Genomic DNA, 22764 nt, shown 5'->3' on the forward strand with positions numbered 1-22764 from the left:
CTCCATTTCCCGGCCAGGTCAATTTCATTGGCGTTCAGCCGCTGCAAAACATTCGGGTTTTTTGTATTCAAGGCCATTGCCTGAATCCCGTATCGGGTTTTATACTGTTAAAAAGTAAAGGTACAGACATGGGTGATGTAACACTTATCGGCATAACAGGCGGTTCCGGTTCAGGAAAAACCACAATAGTACAGAAAATAACTGAATTTATTACTGATTTTGTCTTCCTGCCCCAGGACAGTTACTATAAGTCGGCGGAATTCATGTCCAATGATAACATTACCGCCTTCAATTTTGACCACCCCGACGCCTTTGACAACGATCTTCTCATAAAACATCTCACTTCCCTCAAAAAAGGCAAACCCATTGATATGCCGGTCTACGACTTTGTGCACCACCGGAGGAAAACCGAAACCGTCCGGCTGGAGTCCAAGCGGATCGTTATTTTTGAAGGCATCATGATTTTTACGGACCGAAAGATCAGAGATCTGATTGACCTTAAGATTTTTGTGGATACCCCCGACGATATCCGCTTTATCCGCCGGCTCAGCCGGGACATCAAAGAGCGGGGCCGGACTGTGGACTCCGTAATAGAACAATACCTCACGGTCGTCAGACCGGGCCATTTTGAATTCATTGAACCGACCAAGGCCTACGCCGATATTATCATCCCCGAAGGGGGCTTCAACGAAAACGCCCTGTCGCTGCTGGTATCCTTTATCCGGGAAACACTCCGGCCGGTTTAGGAAGCTCCGCGGGAACGGCGGTTCGTCTATGAATTTTCAGCCTCCGCCGACCGGAACGCCGATGGTGTAATGCCGGTGTGTTTTTTGAAACAGGCGGAGAAATAATACTGATTTGAGTACCCAACCCGTTCACAGATATCCTTTATCGGAAAGCTTGTATTCGACAGGAGCACCCGGGCTTCGTTAATTCGGGCTGCGGTTATCGCATCACTGATTGTTATTCCCGTTACCATTTTAAAAACAGTACTTAAATGGGAGGAACTGATATTTGAATACGAAGCAATATCACTCAGGGAGAGATCCTGGTTGGAATAATTTGAGTCGATAAATTCCTGCACCTGTTTACAGAGCTGATTCTGGTAACTTTCCCTGGACTGGTGCATGGTTTCACAGATATCCAGGCATATATGTTTGAATTTTGTACATAACTCATCACTGGAAGCGTAGTCATCGATATTCCGGTACAGCGATAATAGATCGTTCCGTATTTCGCCCATATTGATATCAATGTCATACAGGAATTTAATAATTTTCCCTGTCAGGGAATACAGAATAATAAAGACGTTTTTTTTATCCTGCTGCATTGAGAATAAAACCGCCAGCTGCTCCATGTACTGTTCTATTCCTTCACTGTCTTTTCGGCAGAGAAATTGAATTAATTTTTCTTCGAGTGATGAGTTCCATGAATCCTGAGGAGGCCGCCGGTTTGAGAAATCCCGTACGTCAAAGATACTTTTCTGGGGGAAGAAAAAGCGGTATTCCAGAGCCCTGACCGCGGCCTTGTATGACTCGGAAAGGTGCCAGATTGACGGAACCGTACTCCCGATTCCAATATTGATTTCCAGCGTATGGTACGCTGTCCGCTGAAGCAGAGCAGTCAGCCGGTCATTTACGAATGCCGCCGCATCGTTTCTGGATTCTCCGTCCAGGCCGAGAATGAGAACCAGGCAGTCGTAGTCAAATAAAACACGTACAAAGGGAACCGAAATAAAAAGCTGTTCCATTTCGTTTTTAAGGCCCATCTGACAGATAAAAGCCGCTTCCAATCCGGAACGTTTTTTTACGGCATCTATGTTGTGTGTCTCCGCAACCGCGGTAAGGTAAAACCGCGCGGATAACGGAACCGTCAAAAATGGTATATAGTCCGACAGGCGATACTGTGAGGCCTCAGGATTGCTGTGGATAAGATTATAAAAGAAACTCTGCACCAGCGCATCCCGGCTTTGATGCAGTTCCTCAAGAATCCGGTTCTCCCTGTCGATGGCCTCGGCCGCCTTTTTTAAAATGCCGTACAGATAGTCGTAATCAACCGGCTTTTCAAGATAATCGAAGGCGCCGATCCTCAGGGCGTCCTGTACATACTGAAAATCACTGTAAGCGCTTATAAGGATTATTTTTATTTTATGGCTATCCGCGGTTATTCTTTCAACCATCTCCAATCCCGACATACCGGGCATCCGTATATCGGAGATGATAATATCGGCGGAAAAATCCTTTAAGTATGAAAGTACACTCTGGCCGTCGCAGAAGCGGCCTGATATTTCGATCCCAAGGCTCTCCCAGTCAATGCTGTGGATTATGCCATCCACCGCCAGGGGATTATCATCCACAACCAACGCGCGTTTCATGGCAGCAGTTCCTCCGAAAACATCTGGGGCATAGTAATAATCACCATGGTTCCTGTCCCCTCAGAACTTTTTATTTTTAAATCCGCCATTCCCCCGGAATACAGATTGAGTCTGGTACTGACATTCCACAGACCATAGTGGCCTTCCGGTTCGGGCTGAGATCTAAGCAGAATACCGGTAAGTGCGGAAACCTGTTCTTTGGACATTCCGACCCCATTATCGGCAACGGTAATTCTGATCTGGTCGTCGGCATATTCAACAGCGACGGATATGACTAACGGAATCTGTCCCGGAAGGGATCCGTGGATTATACAGTTTTCCACAATGGGCTGGAGGGTAAATTTGCAGATCAGAAAATTCCCGATTCCCTCATCAAGATGTATACTCCATTCAAGACTGCCTCTCCGGCAGAGGGATTCAATTTCAAGATATGTTGATACCATTTCGGCTTCGTCATGTATTGGAATAAGGTCGTCTGATCCCCGGAGGAGCTGGCGGTAGAACTTGGCAAGTTTGGTTATCATTGAATTCGCCATGGATATATCACCCATAGTCTGGGCGGTTTTAATCGACTCAAGGATGTTATACAGAAAGTGCGGATTGATTTTTGACTGAAGCAGTTTGTACTTGAGCCGGGACTCTTCCATCTTCATATCCAGAATTTTTCCGAAGCTTTCCTCCAGTCTTTCAGACATTCGGACAAAGTCAACCGCGAGCTCGTCGATTTCATCCCGTGTACGCGGCGGCTTAGAAGTCATCCCGGAAAGGCTTTCTATCAGTTCCGTATTTTCCGATGTCTGAAAATCCCGGATTGTTTTTCCCAGGGTATATATTCTGCCGGTAACCATCCTGGAAAGCCGTATTCCAAGCAGGAATAAAACCGGTATCAGAAGAATGAGTGCGATAAGGAGTATCCGTATCAGGACAAAAGAACTGTCCCGGATATAACTATCCGGAATAAAGGTGACCATAATCCAGTCGGAGATCCCTAATGTTTTCATAATGATATTCTGCCCGGACCCCAGAGAAAAAAGCTCGCCCTCTTCCGCCTTCAGAACAGTCCGGACAATAGTATCCGGCAGCCCTGTTCCGATCTGCGACTCATCAGAATGGGCGACCACAATACCGCTGCGGTCAATGATGCAGGTTTCGAGACCGGGAGCGATAGGAAGTTCCGCCAGGATACCGCTCAGTTCACCGCAGCTAATATTAACAAAATAAACCGCATTTATTTTCTGCGTTGCGATATTGCGGATGGACCGGTAACAGGAAATATAATTTACATTTCTCAGGCGGCCCAGATTCACGATCAGCAGTTCCTGTTCAAGGAAAAGCTTCCATTTTAAATCTATTCCGCTCTGCAGCAGATGGTCCGGCGACAGCCCAAGCTGTTCAATTGAGCTGAGAGTACGGAACATAAAACCCTCTCTGCTGATAAAATTATCATCCGGAAGATATACCACAATATTGAGAAGATTGAATGAATATTCCAAGGAAGAAATAAACCGCCGGATATGTCCGTACAGCGAGAGGTACTGGGTGATAGACTCTTCAGGAGTCGCGGTCAATGTATAAACGTAATACTGCAGGGATTCCGCCACTCGCTCCATCTGGGAAATACGTTCATTGATACTGTAAAAAAGCTGATTGTTGGCCGACTCAACAGTCCCGAGAATACGTTCACGGGCGATCGTAAACGCGGTCCTGTAGCTTAGGTATCCCACAAGAACAAGAGGTATAAATGAAAAAATAAAAAATGCCAGCAGAATTTTTTCCCGGAATCCGTGAAACCTAAAACGGCTGAGCGGCGGCAGATCGATCATAACTACCCTACATCTTCACAACACAATAGTATTATTGTCAACAAAAAAGTTTTATACCCCGGATACAGCCAATAAAAATATAAACGTATCGAAAAAAATTATATTTACATATTGGAAATCGATGGTATACCTGGGGTATCGATTGCATTATTTCCACGCGAAGGAGGAGTATCCATGAAAAAAAGAAAATTGCATCCAGCAATAGTAAGCGCAGTGATTGCAGTATTAGTTATTACCGGCTGCTCAAAAAAAGAAGCATCGGGAAACGGAGGAGCATCGGCTTCACCGGATCAGACCCTTACCCTGACCATTATGAGTGTCGACTCAACGAAATCAGGCTATGCAGACTGGATTGCGGACATTGAAAAGGCATGTAATCTGAAAATAACCACCATCGATATGCCCACAAACACCCATGACCGCCAGGCTAAAATCACGACCATACTTTCGTCAGGTGACAGCAGTGTGGATATTTTCACAATAAATGATGAGATGTATACGGCCTTTAAAAATACCGGCTGGCTCGAACCGCTCCAGAATACGGTAATGACCGGAGAAGTCCAGCAGCAGTATCCTCAGGGATACCTTAAAGACATGGCCACTGCCAGAAATGGCAGTATCTATACAGTGCCTATGTATTTCAATGTACTCGGGTTTTTTGTCAATCAGCAGAAAATGAAAGAAGCCGGTTTGTCATCCATTGATACCTACGACGACTTTATCACGTTCATTACAAAAACAAGCGGCAACGGAAAGTGGGGATACGGCGGCGCCTGGGAAACCACATACGTATTCAATGAAATCGGTACATTCGTAAACCTGTTCGGCGGAGACTTCTTTGACTGGAACAACCCGAAAACACAGCAGGCGGTTAAGCTCATGTACGATATGTGTCACAGCCTCAAGGCAACTCCCCTGTCACAGCTCGCCGATCAATACGATCCCATGCGGCAGAATCTTATTGACGGAACGTATGCAAGCTGTTTCATGTGGGCGACCCAGATTGCCCGGGTCCGTGACGCGGAGGCATACGGCGATGACAAAATAAAAATGGTTGTTCCTCCGACATTTGAAACCCGCAGCGCCTATTGCTCTGCCTGGCATTTTGTTTTGAACTCCGCGTCGAAAAATAAGGAAGCTGCCCGCCGATTCCTGACTTACAGTACAACCAAGGAAGCTGGTATGTCCTATTCAAAAACCTTCGGAAACATGCCTGCCAGGATGGACGTGATTATGGACCCGTCATTCTCACTGACCGGCATCGAGGAATTCCGTACGTATATGCAGGATGTGACTATCCGCGGACGCCCCATGGTTCCGGAAACAATGGAACATATTGCCGGTATCGGAGCGCTGTTCCAGCAGCTGGTTACCGACGAAATCAATATGGACACATTCTTCAGGATGGCCCAGCAGGAAACGGAAAAATATCTGTAGTCCATACCGGATTATCCGGCAGGCCGGTCCCAGCCTGCCGTTTCTATGGGGATGATTATTTTATGGAAACGAAAAAGCACAGACCGCTCCTTGTTGCATGGCTGCTGGTCACACCGGTTCTTCTGCTCCGGGGATTTACGACAATTTATCCTGTATGTGTTACCTTCTGGACAAGCTTCTTCGACATAAGGCTGCTGCGCAGTCCGGACCCGGTTTTTATCGGCTTAAAAAATTATATTCAAATTTTTACCGATCCAAAACTTATCAAGTCCCTTCAATTTACGGGGATCTTCACGGTAACCTCCATGGCTTTCCATGTGGTAATAGGGATCTGTCTGGCGCTGCTGCTTAATGTTTCTTTTAAGGGGAAAAAATTTCTCCGTTCCATTGTGCTTATCCCCTGGGCCATGCCCATGGTTGTTGTGGGTATTGCCGCGCGCTGGGCATTCAACAATAACTATGGGTTGATAAACGATCTGATCCGCCGGATTATTCCGTCATTCCACTTCGACTGGCTCGTATATCCCGCATCAGCCCGGGCGGCAGTAATCATGGTCGACCTATGGAAGGATATACCCTATTTCTCAATCCTGGTGCTAGCCGCGCTGCAGTTCATACCCAACGAAGTCTATGAAGCCGCCCGTATTGACGGGGCCAATAAAATACAGGCCTTTTTCCGGATTACGCTGCCAAGCATAATAAAAACCGTTTTAACCCTGTGCATATTCTTTACCACTTGGCGTATCATAAGTTTCGATGTGGTATACACCATGACATCGGGCGGCCCCGGCAATTCAACATCCCTGCTGGCATACCGTATTATGACCGAAGCCTTCACGAATCTTAATATAGGATACGCATCGGCTATTGCGGTGGTGCTGTTTCTTATTCTGATTGCCATCAGTTCAATAAATATACTTTTTATCAGGCGTATGAATGACTAGGAGGAAACCCATGCTGTTATCCGCGCGCCGCAAAACCAGTGTTACCGTCTGGATATTCACCATCATCGTTGCCATGGTTATCATAATTCCGCTTTACTGGATTTTTATCTCATCCATAACACCGGAAAATGAGTTATTTACATCGCCGATTAATTATATACCGAAGAACCCAACCATACGGCATTACCAAACTCTGTTCATGAATCTTAATCTGGGCAGAAAACTGTTCAACACCCTTTTTATTACAACCTGTTCACTGTTTATCAGTACGGTTATCTGTCTCATGGCGGCGTACGGTTTTACCCGGTATTCCAGCAAGGCGCTCCGTATTGCCCAGCTGGCAATCGTCTTTTCCGTCATGATTCCGGCTATTGTAAAAGCCCGGCCATTATACAACTTTCTCCGCATGACCGGACTCCACGATACATTCCCGGGACTGATACTGCTGTATACCAGCAACCTGATCCCATTCACCATGCTGATACTATCCAATTTCCTCGGCAATATACCGAAATCCATCGAGGAGGCCGCGGACCTTGACGGCGCAATATTCCATCAGAAGCTTCGGTATATCATCCTGCCTTTAATGCGTCCGGCAATAGCGACCATACTGATAATAAATTTCATTACCTGTCTCAACGATCTCTTTACACCGCTGTTTTATTCCAATTCCATTGAAGTGCTCAGTGTCGCTATCACAACGCTGCCGACCAAGGACCAGTATTCCATGCCCTGGGAACTGATAAGCGCAATGGGTTGGTTCATTGTCTTTCCTATTATAATTTTCGTCTTCATTTTTGAGAAATATATAATGGAAGGCATCATGGCCGGCGGAGTGAAATCATAAGGAGTTTTTTATGTTTAATACCAATCCGTTTACCAATTCCCTGACAGCCCTGCCGCTGATTAATAACGGAAGGAGCCGGGCGATCAACATGGAAAATCCCACCGGAGAAAAAGGAAAAGGCGGAACCGCCGACGGGATCCTCGGACCGGCCCGGAAGGGTTCGGCGGCAATCCGGGGATTTAAATCCGGGGAAACGAAACTGCTGGCCGACATCGATGGCCCCGGGGTCATAAACCATATCTGGATGACCGTACCCGACAAAAGCGACCATGATTTTTTCGTACTATGCGATGTCGTCCTGAGAATATACTGGGATGATGAGGAAACACCTTCGGTGGAATGTCCCATAGGGGATTTTTTCTGCAACGGTTTCGGGACAGGATGCAGTATCAATTCCCTTCCGGTCGCCGTCAATCCGGACAAGGGCTTTAATATGTATTTTCCGATGCCTTTCAGGCAAAAGGCGAAAATCACCGTGGAAAACCAGCACGGCGCCGATGTACGGGCTTTTTTTTACCAGATTGACTACTGTCTTTACGATTCTCTGCCCGAAGAAACAGCGTATTTCCACGCCCAATGGCGTCGGGAACGGCTGACAACAAAAACGGAGGACTATACTATACTCGATGGAGTACAGGGACGGGGCCATTATGTTGGGACCTACATGGCTATTACGACTCTGGAACGGTACTGGTGGGGTGAAGGTGAAGTAAAATTCTTCCTGGATGGAGATGACCCCTATCCGACCATCTGCGGAACCGGCTTGGAGGATTATTTCGGCGGAGCCTGGGGATTTGTGGAAGACCAGCGGCGGGAAACTCCCGCCAGGGAAATACTGTACCAGACACCATTCCTCGGGTTTCCGTTCTACGCCGACCGGGAAAAAAACCACAGCTGGCGTTTTGAAGGCAGCTGTCCGCCCATGAGGGGACTCTACCGATGGCATATTATGGATCCGGTCCGGTTCACGGAAAATCTGAAAGTTACGGTTCAGCAGATTGGAATTTGCCACAAGGGCCTTTTCGAGCGGCAGGATGATATTGCTACAGTGGCGTATTGGTACCAGAGTGAACCTCACGGAGCTTTTCCGGTGCTTCCGCCCAAGGAATACCGCTGGCCGCGCTGACCAAAGGATCAGGAACAGCCTGTTTCCCATATATTTCGGTCATAACACTCTATTGACGATTAGTATATATTATAGTAATATAATAAACACTAAAGGAGATATACCATGGGAAGTGTAAGCGGCGGATTCATGAGTTTTATGCAGGAATCGGGCGGCGCGGGAAAATCATATATGGAATGGGTTTCGGCTATGGCCGAAACCAGCGCGCTGGATGAAAAGACCCGGGAACTGGCGTACCTGTCGGTGCTGGCGGCGGTCCGTCTGACCGGAGGACTCCCCTTTCACGTGGCCTCCGCGAAAAAAGCCGGCGCCACCCGGGATGAAGTAAAAAGCGCTATTCTGGTGGGAATGCCCGCGGCGGGACTCGCGGTAATCGAGGCCTTTGATATTGCGCTAACAAGCTATGATGAAGCATAATGGGGCATGTCCGCCATTGATTTAATCCTGCTGGGGCTGGTTTTGGAACAGCCCCGGAGCGCCTATGAAATCCAGAAACAGATAGAGTACCGGAATATCGGGAAATGGGTCAGGATCAGTTCGCCTTCGGTGTATAAAAAGGTCCTGGTGCTGGAGCAGAAAGGGTATCTGGAAAGCAGAGCCGTGAGGGAAAGCAGAATGCCGGAAAAAACCGTGTATTCCGTTACCGGCGAGGGACACAGGCATTTCCTCAGCCTTATGGAAACCACCGCCGCGGCGCCGGTCCAGGCGGTATTCGACTTTAACGCGGTCATCGCTAATCTTCATAAAATACCGAAACAGGACGCTCTCAGGCTGCTGTCCGCCATTGAGGAAAACATCAGAACCATAAAGGACGAACTCGATACCTACCTTGCGGAGCGGCAGCATATCCCCCTGCCGGGGATGGCGGTTATGGACCAGCAGAAGGGGATATTCGAATCCCTCCTTGCATGGATCGGCGGGTTCCGGCAGAAGTTCCGGAAAGCGCCTCTGTCCGGTCCGGACGGGAATCCGCCGCGAAACGGCTCCGGCCATCCTCCCCGCACAGCATAGGAAAATCAGTTCTCCGGATACTGCCGCAGCGTGTCACCGGCTGGCGGTCCCAGAACACAGCCTGAAGAGTTCCCCCATACCCAGCCTCCTCTGAAGCGGCATGACATCGTTTTCCCGTGTTTCCCGGCCGGGTAACCACGCCCCGTCCCTTGACGGGAACACCGGTTATGCATAGGATATGAATATAATAAATATACTTATATAATATATACTTATTCGTAACCGGAAAAACAGGGGAGAGATCCTGTCGCGCCCAAAAGACTACATTTGACAGTACTTTTTTTCTATAGTATAGATGCGGTTTATTGAAAGGAGAGCCTGTACTTATGGCTACAAAAACATTTAAGCGGGGTTTGAGCATTCCGGAGCGGAAACACGCCACCGAAGGCCACCCCAACGAGCGGGTTCCCGCGCTGAAGCAGGTGGTTATTCCCATTCACCAGCATTTCGGCGCGCCGAACGTAAGCATCGTCAATGTGGGGGATACGGTTAAGAGAGGCCAGAAAATCGCCGACGCGAAGGATCCAGGACCCATGACGGTTCCGGTGCACGCATCGATTTCCGGTACCGTTAAAAAGATTGAACCCCGGGCGCTGTCGAATAATACCAACGGGCTCTGCATTGTTATCGAAGCCGCTCCGGAAGACGGTCCGGCGGAACATGATTTTATGCCTCCCATGGATCCATTCACGGTATCCAAGGAGGATGCCCTGGCGCGGATCCGGGAAGCCGGAATCATCGGTATGGGCGGCGCCGGGTTTCCGACCCACATTAAGATGTCACCGCCCGCGGGAAAAAATATCGACCTTCTGATTATAAACGCCGCGGAATGTGAGGCCTACCTGACCACCGACGAGGTGGTCATGACCGAAAAAACTTCCCAATTTATTGAAGGCATCACCATGGTGATGCATATCACCGGTGTCAAACAGGCGGTAATAGGCATTGAGGACAACAAAGAACACCTGGTCCCGATGCTGGAAAAAGCTGTTGCAGAAAATCCCCGGGCGTCCGGCATTTTGGTGCAGCCGCTAAAATCAAAGTATCCCCAGGGCGGCGAGAAAATGCTGATCACCGCCATTACCGGCAGGGAGGTACCCTCCGGAGGGCTTCCCATGGATGTGGGCTGTATCGTTCAGAACGTCGGCACATTGGTGGCCATTTCCGAAGCTTTTAATGAAGGCAAACCCCTGATCGAGCGGAGCCTTACGGTGACCGGCGGGGCCTGCAAAACCCCTAAAAATATCATTGCTCCCATCGGAGCCGCTGTCAGCGACTTTCCCGAGGATTTTATGCAGGTGGATACCGCCTCCCTGCGGAAAATTGTTTTCGGCGGGCCCATGATGGGTGTGGCCGTGGCAAGCACGGCAGTTCCTATTCAGAAAAACACCTCGGGAATACTGCTCCTTACCGCAAAGGAAACCCCGACTTTTGAGGAAAGCCCCTGTATACGCTGCGCCCGCTGTATAAACAACTGCCCGTGCTTCCTCTCCCCGGTGCTTATAAACAATGCCCTGGAAGCCCAGGAAATTGACACGGCCCAGACCGCGGGGCTTATGGACTGTATCGAATGCGGAAGCTGTTCTTATGTCTGCCCCGCCAGGATCAAACTGGTCCAGCGTTTCCGGGTAGGCAAACAGCGCTTCAGGGCTCACCAGCAGGCAGCACAGAAAGCCGAAGCCCAGAACAAAAAATAAAAGGAGATTCCCAATGGCACAGAATGAAGGACGGATACTCCTTTCATCAAGTCCGCATTACGCGTCGCCGGTCTCATCCCGGCGGCTCATGTCCAATGTACTTACCGCCCTGGCGCCGGTTTCAATCTTCGGGATTGTGATGTACGGCGTCCCGGCGCTGCTGACCATCCTTGTTTCCGTGGCTTCGGCCCTGGCGGCGGAGGCCCTGTTCAGACTGGTAACCAAACAGGATATCAGGATAAAGGACCTGTCCGCCGCGGTTACAGGCCTTCTCTTAGCCCTGACCCTGCCGCCGTCCACACCGCTGTGGATGACCGCTCTGGGCGCTGTTTTCGCAGTCGTCGTAGCCAAGGAGTTTTTCGGCGGCCTCGGGGCGAATGTGTTTAACCCAGCCCTGATCGGCCGGGCGTTCCTGGTAATGAGCTTTCCCGCGGCCATAACCACCTGGCACCAGCCCGTGGGATTCGGCTATGCCCTGACCGACGCGGTCACCACCGCCACTCCCCTGGGAATTACCAAGTGGGGCGGCACCATCGCCGATGTGGGGGCGAATTTCGCCGCCGCGGGGCTTTCCTCGGGCTCCGATTACTGGTCGGTGATGAAAACCCTGTTTATCGGAAACCGCGCGGGATGCATCGGTGAGTCATCCATCCTGCTGATCCTGGCGGGCGCCATATACCTTCTGGTGACCAAAACCATCGACTGGCGGGCCCCGCTCACCATGATTGCGACCACCATTGTGGCTTCCCTGATCCTCGGTATGGATCCGCTCTTCGGAATCCTGAGCGGGGGCGTGCTCTTTGGAGCGGTTTTTATGGCCACCGATTACGTTTCGGCGCCGATCACCGCCAAAGGCAAGATCATCTTCGGTTTCGGCGCGGGTCTCATCATTGTGCTGATCCGCAAATGGGGCGGCTATCCTGAAGGGGTGACATACGGGATTCTCATCATGAACGCTGTAAGCCCCTTCCTCAACAAGCTGATCCAGAAAAAATACGGCTTTGTTCCCAAAAAGAAGGAGGCCGCCAAATGAAGAATATGTTCAAATTGGGAATTGTACTGGCCCTGTACGCAACCGCTGCCTGTATCGGGCTGGCCTTTGTGTATTCCGGGACCCAGAAAACCATCGCCGAGCGCCAGCAGGCCGATCTCGAAGCGGCCCTTAAGGAACTTTTCCCCCAGGGTGATTCTTTTGAGGATATTACCGGAACCATCGAAAGCCCCGACAGTTCGGTGGCCTTCAGCAGCCAGTATGCGGCGCTCCGGGGCGGAGAAGTAATCGGCGCGGCCATCCAGGCATCGGGACCGAGTTACGGCGGACCTATCGTGGTTCTCGTAGGGGTCGGTACCGACGGGAAAATCAGCGGAGCGAAAATCCTGGACAACCAGGATACCCCCGGCCTCGGCGCCAACGCTTCATCAGCCACCTATTACGTTGACCGGGCGAACAAAATCACTTTCTACAGCCAGTTCGCGGGAAAATCCATCAGTGACCCCTTTGAGCCGAAAAACGACGTGGCGGCTATCACGGCATCCACCATTACCAGCCGTGCCGTAGCCTCGGTGGTAAAAGCTTCGGGGAGCGCCGGCAGCGTTTGGCTCAGTACACAGACAGGAGGCGTCCGATGAAACGCTTATTTAAAATATTCGCCAATGGGATTATACGGGAGAATCCCCTGCTCATGCTCATGATCGGCCTCTGTTCGGCCCTGGCGGTCACCACCAGTACCGCCAATGGTATCGGAATGGGCCTGTCCATGACCTTCGTACTGCTCATGTCGGAGATCGTAATCAGCATCTTCCGCAAGCTCATTCCCGATTCCATCCGTATACCGGTTTTTATTATCGTTATCGCCGCCTTTACCACGGTAATTGATTACGTGCTAAAAGCGTATTTCCCGGACCTTTCCAAAGCCATGGGCGTATTTATACCGCTTATCGTGGTCAACTGTATCATCATGGGACGGGTTGAATCCTTTGCCTCGAAACGGCCTATCATCGATGTTATTCCCGACGCCCTGGGCATGGGCCTGGGTTATACCTGGGTTCTTACCGGGATTTCCATGGTCCGGGAGCTCCTGGGCAACGGCACCATCCTCGGGTTGCAGATACTGCCCGAGTCGTACCAGCCCATACTGTTTTTCGTACTGGCCCCGGGGGGATTCATCGTATTCGCCCTCTTTATTTCACTCAACCTCTTCATCAAATCCCGGCTTAAGACGCCGGAGGAGGAACAGGCATGACCCTATTCAAAATATTTATTTCAGCCCTTCTGATCGACAATATCGTGCTCATGCGCTTCCTGGCTCTGTGCCCCTTTATAGGCATGAGTACCGATGAGGATAAATCCATCGGCATGGGGCTGGCGGTCACCTTTGTTACGGTCCTGGCAACCTGTGTTACCTGGCCGCTGTACCACTTTGTGCTGCTGCCCCTGGGCCTGGAATTCCTCCAGATCCTGGCATTTATCCTTATCATTGCCGCCCTGGTTCAGCTGGTTGAGTTTTACCTTAAAAAGGCGGCGCCGTCGCTGTACGCGTCCATGGGTATCTATCTGGCCCTGATCACGACGAACTGTGCCATCCTCGGCGTGACCTTCGACAATATCACCAAGGGTTTCGGTTTTATCGAAGCCGTGGTGTACGCCATCGGTGTGGCGCTGGGTTTTATGCTGTCCCTGCTTCTCCTGGCGGGTATCAGGAAACGGATCAAAACCAGCCCCCTTCCGTCTTTTATGAAGGGAACACCCATTCTGTTTGTGGCCGCGGGTCTGCTTTCCATGGCCTTTATGGGTTTCGCGGGCCTGGTTAAATAGGGGGATGTAAGGATGAATATTGTTTTACTGACCGCATTATTCGCCGCTGCCCTGGCCCTGATCCTCGGCCTGGCGCTGGGTTTTTTTAAGGAATTCTTCAAGGTCGAGGAAGATCCCATGGTAGCGAAAATCCGGGAACTGCTGCCCGGCGCCAACTGCGGCGCCTGCGGGTATCCCGGCTGCGACGGATACGCCAAGGCCATTGCCTCCGGTGAGGCGGATGTCACCCGCTGCGCTCCGGGCGGCAAGGCGACCGTAGACAGTCTCTGCCAGCTCCTGGGGGTCAGCGCCAGCGCCACTTCTATTGTGGCGGTCCTGGCGTGCCAGGGTTCCAAGGAACACGCCCCGGTCAAGGGGGATTATATCGGCGTTCCTACCTGCCGCGGGGCGAAGATCTCAACCGGCGGAACCAAGCTCTGCTCCTGGGGCTGTCTCGGGTTCGGCGACTGCACCATGGTCTGCCCCTTCGACGCGATCCACATGGGCGGCGACGGCCTTCCCCACGTTGATTACGCCAAATGCACGGGGTGCAAAAAATGTATTATCGAATGCCCCCAGCAGATAATCAAGGAAGTTCCCCGGGAGCGGAAGGGGTCAATGGTCATCTGTTCCAACCGCAACCCCATCAAAGCCATGGTCATGAAGACCTGCAAGGTGGGATGCATAAAATGCGAAATCTGCGTTAAAAACTGCCCCGAAAAGTGCATAACCATGGAAAACGGAATTCCCGTGGTGGACTATTCCAAATGCACGTCCTGCGGCGTGTGCGTGGCGAAGTGCCCGACCAAGGTCTTTAAAATGCTCCAGGATGACATAATCACGGATAAAAAAGACGATCCCAAATGCCCGGAACCTTCCGAGGTTGCCACCGGTGATGTATCGGCGGGAACTGCGTTATAACCTAAAAAACCGGCGGACTATCCGCCGGTTTTTTATTTTCCGCCCTGGATAAACCGCCGGGACCGGATAATGGCCCTTCCTTCAAAAGTACCGGCGGTAATAAACATATCCCGGAGCTGTTCCGGGATTGCCTCCATGGGAACATCCTCCGAAACAGTAAGCCGGTCCCGTTCCGCGTGTTTGGTGCCCAGATGAAAAATAAAATTCACCGCGTCGGATACAACGGTACCGGTTTTGCCCGGAGCCCGGAAAGGGGTTTTGCCGTAATGGAGAGCGAAGGTAAAGCTTACGGGAATGTTTGTGAGCCCCAGGGATTCAAAAGTTACCAGGGGAGAACCGAGAAGGGATTTCAGGCTCGCGGTAACGGCGTTTTTCGCGTAAACACTTCTGGAAGGAATAAGAAACAGACTGTTGGTTTCGGTCTCCATCCACAGGAGCGCCTCGGCTTTTTTAAAAGTCTGCTGCAGATACGACCGGAGCCGGGTACGGAGCAGATTATACGCGTGCTCGCCGATACGGCTGCGCAGGTTTGTCTGGCTCGATAAGGAAACAAACAGGAAAAAAAACGGTACCACCTCGTTGGCCCGGATATCCTCCCAGCGGGTAAATTTTGAGGGTATTATCTTTGCCGCGGTATTTTTGGGGATACCGACGTCCCTGCTGGCTTCTCCGCCAGGGGCGCGGTCTTGGCCGCCCGCAAAAGCCGTTATATTCCTGAAGCGCTTTTTATCTATCCCCGCTTTGAACAGCTTCGGACCGATATAATCCGAGGCTCCTTCAAAAAACCAGGCCGCGGGATCATCCACCGCGCCCTTTATATCCAGAATACCCCAGGGAGCTCCATTGGAGCGGCGTTTGAGCAGCGCGGCGGCTTTTTTTATATCCGGTCCGGGATAATCCCCGGCGTCAAGGTAGCTTATATCCTCCGGGCAGGGATTGTGCCGAGACAGCGAATCCGGAGAAACCAGCACCACCGAAGAAGCGGTCCTGGCGTCCAAACCAAAATCTATGGATCGTTTTGAAGAAATTACGTAAATGATCATGCTTTCTCCATACCGAAGGTATAATTCCGTACTCTGCCGCCGGGGAATGATTTTTCCCCCGAGAAGAGCTCCTGGATACCCCGGTCTATAGAAAGAAACACATTGTGGGATACCCCCAGGGCATCCGCGGGGGTGGCCTGGGATTCAATAAGCACCGTTTCCTTGACAGTCTCGTTTTTGATGCGTTCCAGGGTATTGTTCCAGTAGCGGACCGGCCCCATATGCACGGCGAGGCGCACCTTAATGGGATTGTTCAGAGGATTATCGAGACGGTTGTAAAAATACAGCTCATGGAGAATATTCATGCCCGCGTAAACCGCGGCTTTTTCCTTATATCCGAAGAGGAACACCGCCAGGGCGCCGTCGCCTTCCCAGGACCAGAGCCTGCCCAGGCGGTACACCACCGACTGGGTCACAATGTTCCGGAGGTCCCGGTACGCCTTATCCACGGACTTGGCGCTGTTCTGCTTTACCAGCGACGAATTGCTGACCACATCCAGCCGGAGAACCGCCATCATCCGTTCGTCGCCGTCCTTGAGACGGCCCCAATTGTCGGTGATCCGCTCATTCTGGTTTTCAAAAAACTGACCCGAAGCCCGGTCAAAGGTATATCCTTCCTGGATAACCCCGCTGACCACATCGTTCAGCCCCTTCAGGGTATAGCGGCGGCCCATGTAGCCTTTGGCGTCAATCTGAATCAGGGCCTCCACGAAATCAATATACTGTCCGTCCCTGATAAGGTCCGCTACCACCCGCCGGGCGGCATCCTGATTGGAAATAGCCATACCTTCATTCAGACCGGTACGCTTGTACAGATCGTATTCCGGCGAAACAATTTTTGCGAACCGGACCATCAGATCCACGGGAATGGATTCCTGGAGGCATTTGCGGCAGAAACTGCCGGTAATATTTTTTATCTTCATTTATGTCTGTCCAATTTTTCACCCGCCGGCGGTTTGCGTCTCTGTGTTTGTCATTTTACCTTGAGCATATCACAGAACCCGGGGTGTTGTAAAATAAAAAGCATCCGCCGGGGGCTGTTCCCGGCTATGCGGCGCCGGTCCGGGCAGCGGCCGCCAGGGCGTCGTCCAGGGTTTCGGTGATGTGGTCCGGCCCGATCTCCCGGATAAAGCCGGATTTTTCCAGGGCCCTGCGGGGCTGTTCCCGGATCTCGGAAATAAACAGCCGGATTTTCCGGTGCCGGCACTGGGCAAGACAGGATTCAAGCGCCGCGATTCCCGTTGAATCAATGGCGGGAACATCCTTCATCCGGAGAATAAACGCGTGGGGTGTTTTGGTTATGCCCCGGAGGGTATCCTGGAGGATATCGGCCACACCGAAAAAGAACGGCCCGGTGATTTCGTAAATTTCAATATCCTTGGGATGTTCCGGAATGGGTCCGTCGGTATCCGGTGTGTCATGGACCAGCCCCGCGGCCATATCTTTTGTTCCGGGTTTTACACCGGCCACCTCTATCATCCGGCGCATAAAAAGGAACGCCGCCATGACGACACCGACTTCCACCGCGAAGGTAATATCCACCAGTACCGTAAGAAAAAAAGTAGTAAGCAGCACAATGGTATCGCTTTTGGGGGATGTTTTTATCACCCTGAAAAACCGGCCGAAGTTGCCCACATCCCAGGCGACTACCATAAGAACCGCGGAGAGGCTCGTCAGCGGTATCAGGGACGCCGCCGGCGCGAGAAACAGTACGAACAGCAGCAGGATGAGCACATGCACCATTCCGGCGACGGGGCTCACCGCCCCGGATTTGATATTGGTTGCGGTCCTGGCGATCGCGCCGGTTGACGGAATCCCGCCGAAGAAGGCGCTTACCATATTGGAAGCCCCCTGGGCAACGAGTTCCATATTGCTGTTGTGGCGTTCTCCGGTCATACCGTCGGCCACCACCGCGGACAGCAGGGATTCAATAACCGCCAGCAGGGCAATGGTAACCGCGTCGGGAAAGAGAAGGCGGATTGTTGCCCAGTTTAACGAAGGAAGAGCCGGCAGCGGAAATGACGAGGGAACGCCGCCGAACCGGCTCCCGATGGTCTCCACGGGAAGATGGAAAAGAAAGCAGGCCGCCGTAGCGGCAACAACCCCGATCACCGACCCGGGGATCCTGGGGGCGAATTTACGGACCGCCAGAATCACCAGGATTGTTCCCAGGCCGATACCCAGGGCGGCGGGGTTCATGGTCGGAAAAAACCGGAAATACTCGGACCATTTTTCGTAAAAACCGCTGGAACTCTGGGACATGGCAAGGCCCAGAAAGTCCTTTATCTGCTGTGAAAAAATTATAACGGCGATTCCCGTGCTGAACCCGGTGGTGACCGGATAGGGTATGTATTTTATAAAACGGCCCAGCCCCGACAGCCCCATCAGTATCAGGAGAATTCCCGCCATAAAGGTTGCGGTAAAAAGGCCGCCCATGCCGTGGCTGGAGAGTATCTTAATGGTAATAATAAGAAAAGAAACCGAAGGACCGGAAATCTGGAAATTGCTTCCCCCCAGAAGAGTCGCGGTAAATCCGGCCAGAATTGAGGTAAAAAGGCCCTGGGCCGGGGTCCCGCCGGCGGCGATGCTGAAGGCCATTGCCAGGGGAAGCGCTACAAAACCGACGGTAATTCCGGCAATACAATCCTTGCCGAAGGAAGACCAGCTGTAGCGTTTTCCTGTATTCTTTGAGAACAATTCAAAAAAACGGGGTATAAAATCCCGGGGAGATACGAATTTGAATGAGTCCATGTATCTCAGTATACTCTCCGGGTATTTTTTTTCAACTGAGCCGGGATTTTGCCGGATAATGGTTTGCAGTTACGTATTGACGGTATTATATTCTATAAAGAATAGAGTTAATTTCATAATAGAAGAAAGACAGGATATTCCATATAGTATAGTATAAAATTGGGCAATGTACACGGCGGGAAGGCGGCATGCGACAGATCATAGTACAGACACTGACAAACCTTGGCCGGTATTTTGATTTTGTCAAGGACGTTATCCTAAGCGTTTTCCGCCGTCCTTTCAGAATTAACCAATTCGTGATGGAACTGGAACACCTCGGAGTTAACTCCATAGCTATAATATTTCTGTCCGGCGGCGCCATCGGTATGATAATCGCCCTCCAGATGGTGGCCCTGCTCCTTCCCTTTCAGGCTGAAATCGGCACCGGCGCCGCTGTGGCGGTTGCCATGGGCCGGGAATTGGCGCCCATCATCACCACGCTGATGCTTATAGCGAAAAACGGGTCCGCCATGGCGGCGGAACTGGGGACCATGCGGGTGACCGAGCAGATTGACGCCCTGGAATCCATGGCCGTGAGCCCGGTTCATTACCTGGTACTGCCCAAGGTTATCGCGTCGGTGGTGGTTTTCCCGGTTCTGACCCTCCTGGCCAACGTGGTGGGAACCCTGGGCTCCCTGTTCATTTCAGTATATCTGTATGGAATTGACTCGGCGGTGTATACCCACTTTATGTTCGATATGCTCAGCCCCCGGGATATCTACACGGGAATGATAAAATCCGCCATAATGGGGTTTATGGTGGCAACCATCTGCTGTTATAAGGGACTCAACACAACCCAGGGCGCAAAAGGCGTAGGTGACAGCGCCACCAGCGCGGTGGTGACTTCATCGGTGGCTATTCTCGTAGCCGATTATATCCTTGCCTCGCTGATGCTCTAGATGTGATGCCCATGGATAAACCGATTGTCCGGGTCGCGGACCTGTATAAAGCCTTCGGCCCCAATGAAGTCCTGAAGGGCGTAAACCTTGAAATACAGGAAAAATCAATCTGCGCCATAATCGGCCAAAGCGGTACCGGCAAGAGTGTTCTGTTTAAAAGCATCATAGGAATGCTTACGCCGGATAAAGGCAGGGTTTGGTTCAAAGATACGGAACTGACCGCCCTGCCCAAGGCCGAGCTTATGGATATACGGAAATATTTTGGGTATTCTTTTCAGAACGCCGCGCTTTTTGATTCCATGACCGTCGGCGAGAATATCGAATTCCCTCTGAGGGAAGTGCTCCACATGAAGAATAAAAAGGAAATAAAGAAAAAAGTTACGGAAATGCTTGAATGGATAGAACTGCCGGATATCGCATCCAAGCGGCCGGATGAACTCTCCGGGGGTATGCGCAAACGGGTCGGGGTTGCCCGGTCTTTGGTTATGCGTCCGGAGGTATTGTTCTTTGATGAGCCCACCACGGGGCTCGATCCGGTGCTGTCCGAAACCATATACAATCTGGTGGTCAGGGTCAACAAGGAGCTGTCCATAACCTGTGTTTTAATAACCCATGATATTCCTGCGGCATTCCGTATTTCCGATAAGATCGCGTTCCTTGACCAGGGCTGCATTATCGCGGACGGAACCCCCGGCGAAGTAGCCCAAAGTGACCACGCACTGGTTAAGGATTTTATCCGTCTTTCATTCAGCGAGTTGGCAGTATGAACATATCACGGTACGTAAAAATAGCTCTTTTCTTTATTGGCATCGGCACCGCGGGAACGGCCTATGTGGTTATGTCATCCGACGGTTTCGGCTCTTTTAATACACAGATGTATGAAATCCGTATTGATGACGCCACGGGTTTATCCAGCAACTCCAAGGTATATCTCGCGGGTATTCCCATCGGAAAGATAAAATCCATAGAACTCCAGCGGGACCATGCCATACTTAAGGTCGCCTTCTTAAAGGATGTTGAAATACGCGCGGACGCTGAGGTTTCCCGGAAGACATCCTCCATACTGGGGACAGCGGTCCTCGCTCTTAACCCCGGCTCGGACAGCGCCCCGCTGGCAAAGCCGGGAGCCCGCATCAATTCGCCCGCCGCGGGGGCGGATATGAATTCCATCATGACGGTGGTCGCGGACCTGGGCACCCAGCTCACGGGTATTCTCGCGGAACTCCAGGCGAACCAGCTGCAGCTGCTGTCGGTTTCCCTCGAAACCTTTAATTCCATCGCCAATAAAATCGACTCCCGGACGGAGATGGAACTCGACAGGGTTTCCCGGATTCTTGAGTCCGTGGCGGTCATAACCGAACGGACCGACCGTCTCCTCAGCGAACGGGAAACAGATATCGTAAATTCGGTTTCGGATATCCAGCTGGCTCTGGAAAACATCAGGGCTATTACCGATGATATCCGCGGCGGAGAGGGAAACATCGGCCAGGTACTGTACGATGACCGGCTCTACACCGCCCTCCTCGGTACGCTGGAAGAAACCCATGTCGCTGCGGCAAAACTGACCACCGCCATGGACAGCGTAAACCGGATAGCCGTGGACGCTGAGGAGGTTGTCCAGAAAGCGGTGGGGCTGGGTATCGAAGTCGATACACTGGCAGGATATGACATTCTGAATAACCGTTTCAGGGCCGGCGCGTCCCTGCGGATTAATCCGCGGTCCAACGACCGCTGGTACAGAGTCGGGGTCAGCTCCGCCCCGGACGGGGTTTCATCAAGAAAAACCAAGGAAACCGTGGTTAACGGGAGTGTGGTTTCAGTAGAAGAAACCACCGAAACTTCCTACAAAGTCGCCATTGACGCGGAGCTTGCCCGGCAATTCGGAATGTTTACGGTCCGGGGCGGTATTCTGGAAAGCACCGCCGGTGTCGGCGTTGACATACAGCCGTTAAAATGGCTGATGCTCTCCGGAGAGGTTTTTAATTTCAGGGAAGACCATATGCCGAATCTCCGGGGAAGCGTTACGATATATCCGTTCTTTGATCCCAATTCGGACAATCCGCTCCACTGGATTTATCTGAAGGGCGGGATAAACCGCGCCCTGGAGGATGACCGGGATTTCTTTGTCGGCGCCGGGATCCGGTTCGCCGACCGGGAAGTAAAGGGCCTCGTGGGGCTCCTGCCGTCATTCTCGGACTGACCGCTGCTGGTCACTAAGCGCCGGTATAAGAACTGTTACAGCTTCATCAGTTCCAGCATATTGTCCAGGATTTTTCGGATTTCTTCATCCGTTTCTTTTTCGGAAGATTTCACCGCTTCCAGAAAAAGCTGGGCCTGCATGGGTTTGGTAAAAACCGGCCACCATTCACTGATTACTTCATACGTATTTTCCGCAATTACCCTACGGTTCTCCGTTCTGAGATCATCGGAAGCGGAAAACACCTGTATCGATCCTTTGAGTACCGTGGTCATTCCGGTGAGCATCTGAACCAGGTCAGAATTCTCGTTATCCTTGTAATGATTAAGAACGTCGGACATATACCAGATCAGGTTGTTGTGGAAAAAGACAAATTCATCTTCATATTCAGTGATATAGGAGGCATAGGTAACGTACACAGACGTTATGTCATTGAGGCGGTCAACAGCGAAATATTCCTCCGGCGGATAGTTGTCCTTATCGAAAAAACCGTAATCTTCCAGATCAGCCAGCCCCGGCAGAACCGGTGACTTACTGTCCGCGACGAGAGCTACGTTGAGTTTTCTTATGAATCCTGAAAGCACCGCGTCCCGGGCAAAGAGCACGCCGCCGGCGACGCAGAAAAAAACACAAATAAACACGGATCGTTTTTTCATTCCTCATTCCTTTACGGCCAACCGGAGACCAGCCGGTTTTTCTGACAGAGGGTCTGCTTCACTCAAAGGAAGCATATTCAGTATATACCCCTTTTTCCGTATTCCATACGAAAAAATACCAGGCGGCATCCGGCCCGGCGGCAGGAGGATTAACCGGAGTATACGCCGAAAGATCCGCCAATACCCTGAAACCCTGTTTCCCCAA

Annotated in this window: 22 protein-coding genes; 16 read left to right on the forward strand and 6 right to left on the reverse strand. The window is 51.3% G+C overall.

What is annotated here, in order from left to right; all coding sequences use genetic code 11:
- Positions 1 to 128 precede the first annotated feature (128 nt).
- A complete protein-coding gene (udk, locus tag JFL75_RS13230; protein WP_215627145.1) occupies positions 129 to 746 on the forward strand; it encodes a uridine kinase in 618 nt (205 codons plus the stop codon).
- Positions 747 to 772: 26 nt separating this feature from the next.
- On the opposite strand, the gene JFL75_RS13235 is transcribed toward udk, so the two are convergent.
- Both JFL75_RS13235 and JFL75_RS13240 read right to left on the reverse strand, forming a co-directional pair.
- Positions 773 to 2374 carry a response regulator transcription factor gene (locus JFL75_RS13235; RefSeq protein WP_215627146.1) on the reverse strand — a complete coding sequence of 534 codons (1602 nt, stop codon included), beginning with the start codon at positions 2372 to 2374 and terminating at the stop codon, positions 773 to 775.
- Positions 2371 to 4197: a sensor histidine kinase gene (locus JFL75_RS13240; protein WP_215627147.1), complete on the reverse strand. Its 1827-nt coding sequence runs from the start codon at positions 4195 to 4197 to the stop codon at positions 2371 to 2373. Before JFL75_RS13240 ends, JFL75_RS13235 begins: the two co-directional genes overlap by 4 nt.
- A 213-nt stretch (positions 4198 to 4410) precedes the next feature.
- On the opposite strand from JFL75_RS13240, the gene JFL75_RS13245 reads away from it, so the two are divergent.
- The 12 genes from JFL75_RS13245 (at position 4411) to JFL75_RS13300 (ending at position 14974) form a co-directional block, all read left to right on the forward strand.
- On the forward strand, positions 4411 to 5634 hold the full coding sequence (locus tag JFL75_RS13245; RefSeq protein ID WP_215627148.1) for an ABC transporter substrate-binding protein: 1224 nt from the start codon (positions 4411 to 4413) through the stop codon (positions 5632 to 5634).
- 62 nt (positions 5635 to 5696) lie between these two features.
- Positions 5697 to 6578, forward strand: a complete 882-nt coding sequence (locus JFL75_RS13250) for a carbohydrate ABC transporter permease (RefSeq protein WP_215627149.1) — start codon at positions 5697 to 5699, stop codon at positions 6576 to 6578.
- Positions 6579 to 6588: 10 nt separating this feature from the next.
- On the forward strand, positions 6589 to 7425 hold the full coding sequence (locus tag JFL75_RS13255) for a carbohydrate ABC transporter permease (RefSeq protein ID WP_215627150.1): 837 nt from the start codon (positions 6589 to 6591) through the stop codon (positions 7423 to 7425).
- A 10-nt stretch (positions 7426 to 7435) separates the two neighbouring features.
- Positions 7436 to 8551: a glycoside hydrolase family 172 protein gene (locus tag JFL75_RS13260; RefSeq protein WP_215627151.1), complete on the forward strand. Its 1116-nt coding sequence runs from the start codon at positions 7436 to 7438 to the stop codon at positions 8549 to 8551.
- Positions 8552 to 8656: 105 nt separating this feature from the next.
- On the forward strand, positions 8657 to 8968 hold the full coding sequence (locus JFL75_RS13265) for a carboxymuconolactone decarboxylase family protein (RefSeq protein ID WP_215627152.1): 312 nt from the start codon (positions 8657 to 8659) through the stop codon (positions 8966 to 8968).
- 6 nt (positions 8969 to 8974) lie between these two features.
- Positions 8975 to 9562: a PadR family transcriptional regulator gene (locus JFL75_RS13270; RefSeq protein ID WP_215627153.1), complete on the forward strand. Its 588-nt coding sequence runs from the start codon at positions 8975 to 8977 to the stop codon at positions 9560 to 9562.
- 326 nt (positions 9563 to 9888) lie between these two features.
- Positions 9889 to 11259, forward strand: coding sequence for an electron transport complex subunit RsxC (gene rsxC / locus JFL75_RS13275; RefSeq protein ID WP_215627154.1), 1371 nt, complete (start codon positions 9889 to 9891; stop codon positions 11257 to 11259).
- A 13-nt stretch (positions 11260 to 11272) separates the two neighbouring features.
- A complete protein-coding gene (locus tag JFL75_RS13280) occupies positions 11273 to 12292 on the forward strand; it encodes an RnfABCDGE type electron transport complex subunit D (RefSeq protein ID WP_215627155.1) in 1020 nt (339 codons plus the stop codon).
- Positions 12289 to 12888, forward strand: coding sequence for an RnfABCDGE type electron transport complex subunit G (locus JFL75_RS13285; protein WP_215627156.1), 600 nt, complete (start codon positions 12289 to 12291; stop codon positions 12886 to 12888). The genes JFL75_RS13280 and JFL75_RS13285 overlap by 4 nt, the downstream gene beginning before the upstream one ends.
- Complete coding sequence (gene rsxE, locus JFL75_RS13290) at positions 12885 to 13502, forward strand: electron transport complex subunit RsxE (protein ID WP_215627157.1); 618 nt, start codon at positions 12885 to 12887, stop codon at positions 13500 to 13502. Before JFL75_RS13285 ends, rsxE begins: the two co-directional genes overlap by 4 nt.
- A complete protein-coding gene (locus JFL75_RS13295; RefSeq protein ID WP_215627158.1) occupies positions 13499 to 14074 on the forward strand; it encodes an electron transport complex protein RnfA in 576 nt (191 codons plus the stop codon). The genes rsxE and JFL75_RS13295 overlap by 4 nt, the downstream gene beginning before the upstream one ends.
- 12 nt (positions 14075 to 14086) lie before the next feature.
- A complete protein-coding gene (locus JFL75_RS13300) occupies positions 14087 to 14974 on the forward strand; it encodes an RnfABCDGE type electron transport complex subunit B (RefSeq protein ID WP_215627159.1) in 888 nt (295 codons plus the stop codon).
- 32 nt (positions 14975 to 15006) lie between these two features.
- On the opposite strand, the gene JFL75_RS13305 is transcribed toward JFL75_RS13300, so the two are convergent.
- The 3 genes from JFL75_RS13305 to JFL75_RS13315 all read right to left on the reverse strand — a co-directional run bounded on the left by JFL75_RS13305 (position 15007) and on the right by JFL75_RS13315 (position 18768).
- Complete coding sequence (locus tag JFL75_RS13305; RefSeq protein ID WP_215627160.1) at positions 15007 to 16017, reverse strand: hypothetical protein; 1011 nt, start codon at positions 16015 to 16017, stop codon at positions 15007 to 15009.
- Complete coding sequence (locus JFL75_RS13310; protein ID WP_215627161.1) at positions 16014 to 16940, reverse strand: hypothetical protein; 927 nt, start codon at positions 16938 to 16940, stop codon at positions 16014 to 16016. Before JFL75_RS13310 ends, JFL75_RS13305 begins: the two co-directional genes overlap by 4 nt.
- Before the next feature lie 124 nt (positions 16941 to 17064).
- Positions 17065 to 18768: a SulP family inorganic anion transporter gene (locus tag JFL75_RS13315; RefSeq protein WP_215627162.1), complete on the reverse strand. Its 1704-nt coding sequence runs from the start codon at positions 18766 to 18768 to the stop codon at positions 17065 to 17067.
- A 188-nt stretch (positions 18769 to 18956) separates the two neighbouring features.
- Between JFL75_RS13315 and JFL75_RS13320 the strand changes: the two genes are divergently transcribed.
- From JFL75_RS13320 to JFL75_RS13330, 3 genes are read left to right on the forward strand one after another with little or no spacing between them, the layout of a single operon-like run.
- Complete coding sequence (locus JFL75_RS13320) at positions 18957 to 19706, forward strand: MlaE family ABC transporter permease (protein ID WP_215627163.1); 750 nt, start codon at positions 18957 to 18959, stop codon at positions 19704 to 19706.
- A gap of 11 nt (positions 19707 to 19717) precedes the next feature.
- A complete protein-coding gene (locus tag JFL75_RS13325; RefSeq protein WP_215627164.1) occupies positions 19718 to 20473 on the forward strand; it encodes an ABC transporter ATP-binding protein in 756 nt (251 codons plus the stop codon).
- Complete coding sequence (locus JFL75_RS13330) at positions 20470 to 21906, forward strand: MlaD family protein (protein ID WP_215627165.1); 1437 nt, start codon at positions 20470 to 20472, stop codon at positions 21904 to 21906. The genes JFL75_RS13325 and JFL75_RS13330 overlap by 4 nt, the downstream gene beginning before the upstream one ends.
- Before the next feature lie 35 nt (positions 21907 to 21941).
- Here the strand turns inward: JFL75_RS13330 and JFL75_RS13335 are convergent, their stop codons facing one another.
- Positions 21942 to 22559: a hypothetical protein gene (locus JFL75_RS13335; RefSeq protein ID WP_215627166.1), complete on the reverse strand. Its 618-nt coding sequence runs from the start codon at positions 22557 to 22559 to the stop codon at positions 21942 to 21944.
- Positions 22560 to 22764: the final 205 nt, after the last annotated feature.

The organism is Breznakiella homolactica (assembly GCF_016616095.2).
Lineage (GTDB): Bacteria > Spirochaetota > Spirochaetia > Treponematales > Breznakiellaceae > Breznakiella > Breznakiella homolactica.